The organism is Kineosporia sp. R_H_3 (assembly GCF_002198675.1).
Taxonomy (GTDB): domain Bacteria; phylum Actinomycetota; class Actinomycetes; order Actinomycetales; family Kineosporiaceae; genus R-H-3.
This window is the reverse complement of the sequence record NZ_MWLL01000057.1, coordinates 1-7,878: the sequence shown is the minus strand read 5'-3', so window position 1 is coordinate 7,878 and position 7,878 is coordinate 1. Positions and strand designations below refer to the sequence as shown.

The following is a 7,878-nucleotide window of genomic DNA, read 5'->3' as shown; positions in this document are numbered from 1 at the left end:
CGGTGCAGGGGCGGGAGCCGGAGGGGCAGCCGGAGCAGGTGCGGCCGGGGCCGGAGCCGGAGCGGCCTGCGGTGCGGGAGCCGGCTCGGGCTCGGGGGCCGGTGCGGGTGCCGCCTGCTCGGGTGCCGACGTGGCGCCCTGGGCCGAGCCACCGACGATCGCGAGGTCGGTGCCGACGGCGACCGTCTCGTCCTCGCCGACGAGGATCTGCTCGAGGACGCCCGCCACGGGGGACGGGATCTCGGTGTCGACCTTGTCGGTCGAGACCTCCAGCAGGGGCTCGTCCTGCTCGACCCGGTCCCCGACGCTCTTGAGCCATCGGGTGACTGTGCCCTCGGTGACGCTCTCGCCGAGGGCCGGCATCTGCACGGAGTCCGACATGGGTCCGGCTTCTCCTTCGTCGCTTCCGGCGGTGGCCGGGCTGCTGAGGTCTGCTGCTTGGGGTGGTGCGGTGCAGGTCAGTCTTGCGTGTCTTCGGGGCGCCGCCACGCAGGCGTCGCCCGGGTGTCGCCGTCCGTCCGGCGGACCGGAGGGACGGACGGGTCAGGCGTGGGAGTGCAGCGGCTTGCCGGCCAGGGCGAGGTGCGCCTCGCCGAGAGCCTCGTTCTGGGTCGGGTGGGCGTGCACGAGGGAGGCGACCTCCTCGGGGTAGGCCTCCCAGTTGACGATGAGCTGGGCCTCGCCGATCTGCTCGCCGACCCGGGCACCGACCATGTGGACGCCGACGACCGGGCCGTCCTTCTGGCGCACGAGCTTGACGAAGCCCGCGGTGCCGAGGATCTGGCTCTTGCCGTTGCCGCCGAGGTTGTACTCGACGGTCGCGACGTTCTCGGCGCCGAACTTCTCCTTGGCCTGCGCCTCGGTGATGCCGACGGAGGCGACCTCGGGCTCGCAGTACGTGACCCGCGGGATGCCGGACTCGTCGATGGGGGCCGGGTTGAGGCCGGCGACGTCCTCGGCGACGAAGATGCCCTGCTGGAAGCCGCGGTGCGCGAGCTGGAGGCCGGGGACGATGTCGCCGACGGCGTAGACGCCCGGCACGCTCGTGCGCAGCCGCTCGTCGGTGAGGACGAAGCCGCGCTCCATCCGGACGCCGTTCTCCTCGTAGCCGAAGCCGGTCGCGTTCGGGCCGCGGCCGACGGCGACGAGCAGGACGTCGGCCTCGATCGTCTCGCCGGACTCCAGGGAGACGGTCACCCCGCCGTCGTGCTGCGTCGCCCCGGCGAACCGGACGCCGGTCTTGAAGTTGATCTTCCGCTTGCGGAAGGCGCGCTCCAGGGCCTTGGAGCAGGCCTCGTCCTCGGCGGGGACGAGCCGGGGCAGGGCCTCGACGATCGTCACCTCGGCGCCGAAGGACTTCCACACGGAGGCGAACTCGACGCCGATGACGCCGCCGCCGAGGACCACGACGCGCTGCGGCACGTGGTCGAGCGTCAGGGCCTGGTCGCTCGTCATGATCCGGCCGCCGATCTCGAGGCCGGGCAGCGAGCGGGCGTACGAGCCGGTCGCGAGGACGACGTTGCGGCCGGTGTAGCGCTGCCCGCCCGCCTCGACGACGTCCGGCGCGACGAGCCGGCCCTCGGCCTCGACGTAGGTCAGCGTGTCGCGGTGCCCGACGAGGCCCTGCAGGCCCTTGTAGAGCCGGCCGACGACGCCGTCCTTGTACTTGTTCACTCCGGCCATGTCGATCGAGTCGAACGTCGCGTGGACGCCGAACTGCTCGCTCTCGCGCGCCGAGTCGGCGACCTCGGCGGCGTGCAGCAGCGCCTTGGTCGGGATGCAGCCGCGGTGCAGGCAGGTGCCGCCGAGCTTGTCCTTCTCGACGAGGACGACGGACAGCCCCAGCTGCGAGGCGCGCAGCGCGGCGGCGTAGCCACCGCTGCCGCCGCCGAGGATCACGAGGTCGTGGACCTGGCCGGAGGACGTCTCGGACACTGGCTCTCCTGTGCGGACGAAGGCACACGCGGTGCCTGGTGCATCGGACGGCGGCTGCTGCCCGCGTCACGACGGCTGCTCCGACCGGGCCTGCAGATGCTCGGGCCGAGCCGTCCGGTCACGTCACAGCGTCGTTTCGCGGCGGTTATGCATCCTTGCATCACGAGGGGACAAGGTCACACCCGGGTGCCCCCCGTGGAGCGCCGAGTGAGCGGACTCACGCATCCGGGTGGTCGGGCCGGCGACGGATGTGACGACGGACGGTTCGTCGTGCGCGTCGAACGGCAGCCGGCGTGAGCGGTCGAACGGATCGGCCCCGTCGGTCGTTGGATCGGGGGATGATGATCCGCACGCCCGACGGGGCGTCGGGCACGCGGCGTCCGCAGGACGCGGGGGAGGACTGGCAGGCATGGCATGGTTCCGGCGCCGCCGGTCGCAGACCGGCTCGGGCCCGAGCCGGCGTGAGGAGCGCAACGCCGTCACGGCGCACCTCGCCGAGTTCGTCCGGAGCCGCCCCGGCGTCGAGGCGTACATCGAGCCGCGGACGACGGTGACGCCGCCGACCGTGCTGCTCGTCGCCTCGACGGGCGAGTGGACGCGCCGCCGGGTCGCCGACCCGGACGTCGTCCACGGCCTGTCCCGTGAGCTCAACGTGCCGATCTACGACGTCCAGCTCACCGGCTACCCGCAGCGGATGCGGGACTGGACGGCCCGCCAGAAGGCGGCCGGCCGGGAGAGCGCGACCGACCTCGGGAGCTCCGGCCCGGCCTGACGGGGGCGTGCCGCGGCGGTTGCTCCGTCCGGGGACGGGAGCCTGCAACAGGGCGAACCTTGCACTGCACGCTGTCACTCAGTACCTCTGCGTGACCAGACTGGTCTCCGACGACGACAGCCGGCCCGCTGCCGTCGCCCGATCCGAGGAGACCACCCATGTCCCGCCGAACGACGCTCCGGACCAGGCTCGCCGCACTCGCCGCCGCCGCGGTCACCCTCGCGGGCGGGGCCCTCGTCGCGGCACCGGCCGAGGCGGTCACCGTCGACTGCGGGGTGCGGAGCACGGCGCAGACCTTCGCCCGCTGGGGCGACACGAACCAGTACTTCGTCGTCCAGGACGGCCGCTTCGAGAGCGGCGCGGCGTCGTGGGTCCTCACCGGCGGCAGCACGACGGTGCTCGGCGGCGAGACCTTCAACGCCGTCGCCGGCACGAACCTGCGCTCGCTGTGGGTGCCGGCGCTCGGCACGGCGACGTCCCCGACGACGTGCGTGGCGTCCAACGAGGACTCGCTGCGCTTCTTCTACAAGGCGCCCGGCATCCCCTTCTCGACGCTGCACGTCTCCATCCGGGTGACGAGCGGCGTCAACGTCGCGACGAACGACCTCGACATCGACGGCTCCCGGTACGGCTGGGCGCCCTCGCAGCGGATCATGCTCCCGGACATCCGGGACGCCTCCGGCCGCCAGTACGTCACCGTCACGTTCAGCCAGCGCGGGCTCCCGGGCTCGTGGAACGTCGACGACGTCCAGATCGACCCGTGGCGCAGCCTCTGACCGGTCCCGCCGTCCCGCCGCGTGCGGTCGACCTGCGTGACGGTGGGGACGGGGGACGGCGGGACGGCGGCCGGGTGCCTGCGGCCCGCGACGGCGACGCGCAGGACGTCGTCGACGGGGTGAGCGAGATCGTCGCCGTCCGGCGGCGTGCCGCCGAGGCGGCCGAGCGGCTCGACCGGGTGAGCGCCGCCGTCGTCGGGTGGGGCTTCGTCGTCGCCGCGACGGGCGTCGCGGCCCTGGCCCTGCTCCTGCCCGGCCCGGCCGACCTCGCGCACCCCTCCGCGGCGACCGTGCTGCACGTCCTCGCGCTCGTCGGGCTCTACGTGCTCGCCTACCGGACGGAGTTCGTCGCGGCGTCCGGAAGCGCCGTGCCGACCCAGCCGGTGCTCGTCGCCCTCCTGCTCCTCACCCCGCTGCCGCTCGTCCCGCTGGCCGTGCTCGCCGGGCTCCTGCTCGGTGCCGTCGGCTCGCCCCGGGCCGGCGGACCGGCGCACACCGTGGCGACCCGGGCCGTCCCCGGCTGGCACTGCCTCGGCGCGGTCGCCGTCCTCGCCGTCGCCGGGCCCGGCGGCCCGGCGCTCGCGCACTGGCCCGTCTACCTGGCGGCCTTCGCCGCCCAGATCGCGACGGACGCCCTCGTCGCCGTCGTCCGCTCCGCCTGCCTCGGGGTCGCCCCGGGCACCCTGGTGCGCCCGCTCGCGTGGACCTTCGCCGTCGACGCGCTGCTCGGCGCGCTCGGGCTCGCCGCCGTCGTCGCCGGCGGAGGCGGCTGGCCGACGGTCCTGCTCCTCGCGGCACCGGTCGGGCTCGTCCGGCTGCTCGCCGCCGACGGACGCCGCAACCTCGCCGCCGCCGTGACGCTCGAGGACGCCTACACCGAGGCGGCGGTGCAGGCCCGGCACGACGCCCTGACCGGGCTCGCGAACCGGCGCGCGTGGGACGAGGCGGTCGCCGAGGCCGGCGCCGACGCGGCGCCCGTCGCCGTGCTCGTCGCGGACCTCGACGGGCTCAAGGCGGTCAACGACGCGCTCGGGCACGACGCGGGGGACGACCTCATCCTCACCGTGGCCGGCCTCCTGCGTGACGTCGTCCCCGGGGCCGTCGTCGCACGCCTGGGCGGGGACGAGTTCGGCGTCCTCGTCCGGACCGGCGACCCGGCCGCCCCGGACCGGCTCGTCGCCGCGGTGCGTGCCGCGGTGGCCGCGCACCCGCCGGTGCACGGCGCCGTGCTCTCGGCCTCGCTCGGGGCCGCGCGGTGCGCCGCCGGCGGCGACGTCGACGCCGTCGTCACGCTCGCCGACGCCCGGGCGGGGCAGGACAAGGTCGCCCGCCGGGCCGGCCGGCGGCACGGCGACCCGGGCCAGGCCGCACGCGTGCGGTGACCCGGCACCGCTGCGCCGGCGGTGACGTGCGGCGCGGTCAGACCCCGGACGCCGCGACGTCCTCCGCGAGCGCGAGGAGCGTGCGGACGGCGACGCCGGTCCCGCCGACGGGGGTGTACCCGAACGCCTTGCCGGTGTTGAAGGCCGGGCCGGCGATGTCGAGGTGCGCCCACGGGATCGGGGTCGCCGCGGCGTCGCCCTCGCCCGGACGGGTGCCGACGAACTCGGCGAGGAAGAGCCCGGCGACGAGCATCCCGCCGAACCGCTCGCCCATGTTCGCGATGTCGGCGACCGGGGAGTCCATGCTCGACCGCAGCTCGGCGGGCAGCGGCATCGGCCAGAACTGCTCGCCGGCGGCGGCCGAGAGGGTGTGCAGCCGCTCCCGGAACGCGTCGTCGTTCGCCATGATCGCGCTCGTCCGGTTGCCGAGGGCGACCATCTGCGCGCCGGTCAGCGTGGCGACGTCGACGATGACGTCGGGGTTCGTCTCGCTCGCGGCGACGAGCGCGTCGGCGAGCACGAGCCGGCCCTCGGCGTCCGTGTTGAGCACCTCGACGGTCTTGCCGCCGTAGATCGTGATGACGTCGCTCGGGCGCTGCGCCGTCCCGGACGGCATGTTCTCGGCGAGCGCGAGCCAGCCGGTGATCGTCACCTCGAGGCCGAGCCGGGCGGCGGCGACGACGGTGTGCAGCACGGCGGCCGCCCCGGACATGTCGCTCTTCATCGCCTCCATGCCCGCGGCCGGCTTGATGGACAGGCCGCCCGAGTCGAACGTGATGCCCTTGCCGACGAGCGCGACGTGCGCCGTGGCACCGGCGGGCGCGTAGTCGAGCCGGACGAGCCGCGGCGGCCGCGACGACCCCATCCCGACGCCCAGCAGGCCGCCGTAGCCGCCGCGGGCCAGCTTCTTCTCGTCGAGCACCGTCACCTTGACCCCGAGGCCCTCGACGGCCTTCGTGGCCTCGTCGGCGAACGCGGCGGGGTAGAGGTCGAGCGGCGGGGTGTTGATGAGGTCGCGGGTCGCGGCGACGGCGGCGGCGAGGACCTCGGCGCGGGTCGCGGCGGCCTTCGCGGCTGCGCCGCGGGCGAGGTCGCTCACGACGGTGACGGCCGCGACGGCCTGCTTGGCGTCCTTCGCGGTGCGGTAGCGGGTGAAGGTGTACGCGCCGAGCAGCGCGCCCTCGGCGACCGCGGCGAGGGCCGCGACGTCCGTGGTGGGCAGCGCGACCGCGACGGCCTTGACCCCGGCGAGGGTGCGGGTCGCGGCGCCCGCCGCGCGGCGCAGCGCCTCGGGCGTGACGGCGTCCCCGCGGCCGCTGACCGGGCCGACGCCGGTGAGGACGACGACCGGGGCGGCGACGCCTCCGCCCGACGGCACCCGGACGACCTCGTCGGCGGCGCCGGACACCCCGAGGCCGGCGAGAGCGCCGGCGAGGCTGCGGCGCAGCGGTGCGGGCAGCGCCTCGCCGAGCAGCCGGGGCCCGTTCGGCGCGGAGGCGACGGCGACGACGAGGGCGTCGGCCTTGACGGTGGCGGGGGCCTTGGTCGTGAGGCTCAGGGTGGGCACCCGCCGATGCTATCGACGCAGGTCCCGCGCGGCGCGGAGGGCTCGTCGGAGTATCTTCGCCGTCCATGACGGACCCCTCTGCGCCCGCCGCCCTGCGGCACACCGCCCTCGCCGACCGGCACGTCGCGCTCGGTGCGAAGCTCGCCGACTTCGGCGGCTGGGAGATGCCCATCGAGTACCCGGGCGGCGGGGTGCTCAAGGAGCACGAGGCGGTCCGGACGGCGGTCGGCATCTTCGACGTGAGCCACCTGGGGACGGCGACCGTGACCGGGCCGGGGGCCGCGGCGTTCGTCGACTCCTGCCTGACGAACTCCCTCGCGAAGATCGCGCCCGGCCAGGCGCAGTACACGCTGTGCTGCGACGACGCGACGGGCGGGGTCGTCGACGACCTCATCGTCTACCTGTGGAACGCCGACGGCGTCCTCCTCGTGCCGAACGCGGCGAACTCCGCCGAGGTGCTGCGCCGGCTGCGGGCCGCCGCCCCGGACGGCGTGACGGTCGTCGACATGCACGAGGACATCTGCGTGCTCGCCGTCCAGGGGCCGTTCTCGGACGACGTCCTCACCGCTGTCGGGCTGCCCGTCGGCCACGGGTACATGAGCTTCGCCGAGACCCGGCTGGACGTCCCGGCCGGGCCGGCCGACGTCCCGGTCACGGTGTGCCGCACCGGGTACACCGGTGAGCGCGGGTACGAGGTGCTCGTGCCGAGCTCGGCCGCCCCGGCGCTGTGGGACGCCCTCCTCGCCGAGGTCACCGCGCGCGGCGGCCTGCCGTGCGGCCTCGGGGCCCGCGACACGCTGCGGACCGAGATGGGCTACCCGCTCCACGGGCATGAGCTGTCGCTGGACATCACACCGGTCCAGGCCCGCACCGGCTGGGCCGTCGGCTGGTCCAAGCCCGCGTTCTGGGGCCGCGACGTGCTGCTCGCGGAGAAGGAGCGCGGCCCGGCCCGGCGGACCTGGGGGCTGCTCGCGCTGGACCGCGGCGTCCCGCGCGCGGAGCTGGACGTCGTCGCGCTCGACGGCTCGGACGACGGTACGGGCGGTGCCCGCACCGTGCTCGGCCGGACGACGTCCGGCACGTTCTCGCCGACGCTCAAGCAGGGCATCGCCATCGCGCTGCTCGACGCGGGGGTCGCCGAGGGCGACGAGGTCGGGGTCGACGTCCGCGGCCGGGTCCTGCGCTGCCGGGTCACCAAGCCGCCGTTCGTGCCGGACCGCACGAAGGCCTGACGCCCACCGGGCGACGGGCGGGCGGTCAGGTCGTCGCGGCGAGGGCGACGAGCGCCGCCGCGACGCCGACCTCGACGCACGCGCCGAGGACGTCGCCGGTGACGCCGCCGAGGCGGCGCGTGCAGCGCACGAGGACGACCCCTGCCGCCGCGCACGCGGCGAGGACGGCGGCCGCGCCGGGCACCCAGCCGGCCCCGACGGCGGCAGGGGTCGT

General features: G+C 75.6%; 8 protein-coding genes. 4 read left to right on the top strand and 4 right to left on the bottom strand.

Annotated features, from left to right (window positions below; translation table 11 throughout):
- Window positions 1–381, bottom strand: a 381-nt coding sequence (locus ECOMGDLI_RS03450) for a biotin/lipoyl-containing protein (RefSeq protein ID WP_304441385.1), incomplete at its 3' end; no start/stop codon positions are given.
- A 162-nt stretch (window positions 382–543) separates the two neighbouring features.
- Complete coding sequence (gene lpdA, locus ECOMGDLI_RS03445) at window positions 544–1,935, bottom strand: dihydrolipoyl dehydrogenase (protein ID WP_088313708.1); 1,392 nt, start codon at window positions 1,933–1,935, stop codon at window positions 544–546.
- A gap of 409 nt (window positions 1,936–2,344) precedes the next feature.
- Here lpdA and ECOMGDLI_RS03440 point away from each other — a divergent pair, with 409 nt between their 5' ends.
- The 3 genes from ECOMGDLI_RS03440 (at window position 2,345) to ECOMGDLI_RS35255 (ending at window position 4,865) form a co-directional block, all read left to right on the top strand.
- Window positions 2,345–2,707 carry an oxidoreductase gene (locus ECOMGDLI_RS03440; protein WP_088283759.1) on the top strand — a complete coding sequence of 121 codons (363 nt, stop codon included), beginning with the start codon at window positions 2,345–2,347 and terminating at the stop codon, window positions 2,705–2,707.
- Window positions 2,708–2,865: 158 nt separating this feature from the next.
- On the top strand, window positions 2,866–3,483 hold the full coding sequence (locus ECOMGDLI_RS03435; RefSeq protein WP_088313705.1) for a hypothetical protein: 618 nt from the start codon (window positions 2,866–2,868) through the stop codon (window positions 3,481–3,483).
- Window positions 3,468–4,865, top strand: a complete 1,398-nt coding sequence (locus tag ECOMGDLI_RS35255) for a diguanylate cyclase (protein ID WP_198954509.1) — start codon at window positions 3,468–3,470, stop codon at window positions 4,863–4,865. Before ECOMGDLI_RS03435 ends, ECOMGDLI_RS35255 begins: the two co-directional genes overlap by 16 nt.
- 37 nt (window positions 4,866–4,902) lie before the next feature.
- Here ECOMGDLI_RS35255 and ECOMGDLI_RS03425 read toward each other — a convergent pair whose 3' ends face one another.
- Window positions 4,903–6,432: a leucyl aminopeptidase gene (locus tag ECOMGDLI_RS03425; protein WP_088313701.1), complete on the bottom strand. Its 1,530-nt coding sequence runs from the start codon at window positions 6,430–6,432 to the stop codon at window positions 4,903–4,905.
- A gap of 65 nt (window positions 6,433–6,497) precedes the next feature.
- Between ECOMGDLI_RS03425 and gcvT the strand changes: the two genes are divergently transcribed.
- A complete protein-coding gene (gcvT, locus tag ECOMGDLI_RS03420) occupies window positions 6,498–7,664 on the top strand; it encodes a glycine cleavage system aminomethyltransferase GcvT (RefSeq protein WP_088313697.1) in 1,167 nt (388 codons plus the stop codon).
- 25 nt (window positions 7,665–7,689) lie between these two features.
- On the opposite strand, the gene ECOMGDLI_RS03415 is transcribed toward gcvT, so the two are convergent.
- Window positions 7,690–7,878 (bottom strand): adenosylcobinamide-GDP ribazoletransferase (locus ECOMGDLI_RS03415; protein ID WP_198954508.1); only part of this gene is annotated, 189 nt, incomplete at its 5' end.